Raw genomic sequence first — 244 nt, 5'->3', positions numbered from 1 at the left:
TCAGAGCCCGATCTATGGGTGATGGCGTGCCTTTTGTAGAATGAACCGGCGAGTTACGTTTAACATGCAAGGTTAAGTCGAGAAGACGGAGCCGCAGCGAAAGCGAGTCTGAATAGGGCGAGTTAGTATGTGGACGTAGACCCGAAACCGTGTGATCTACCCCTGTCCAGGGTGAAGGTGCGGTAACACGCACTGGAGGCCCGAACCCACGTACGTTGAAAAGTGCGGGGATGAGGTGGGGGTA

Annotated in this window: 1 rRNA gene; it reads left to right on the top strand. The window is 54.9% G+C overall.

Annotation, left to right across the window (positions count from 1 at the left end):
• Positions 1-244: ribosomal RNA gene (locus HPT30_RS00325) — 23S ribosomal RNA — on the top strand; the annotation flags it as partial.

The organism is Paenibacillus agri (genome assembly GCF_013359945.1).
Classification (GTDB): domain Bacteria; phylum Bacillota; class Bacilli; order Paenibacillales; family Paenibacillaceae; genus Paenibacillus_AQ; species Paenibacillus_AQ agri.
The sequence above is the reverse complement of the archived record's forward strand: the minus strand, read 5'-3'. Positions and strand labels throughout refer to the sequence as shown.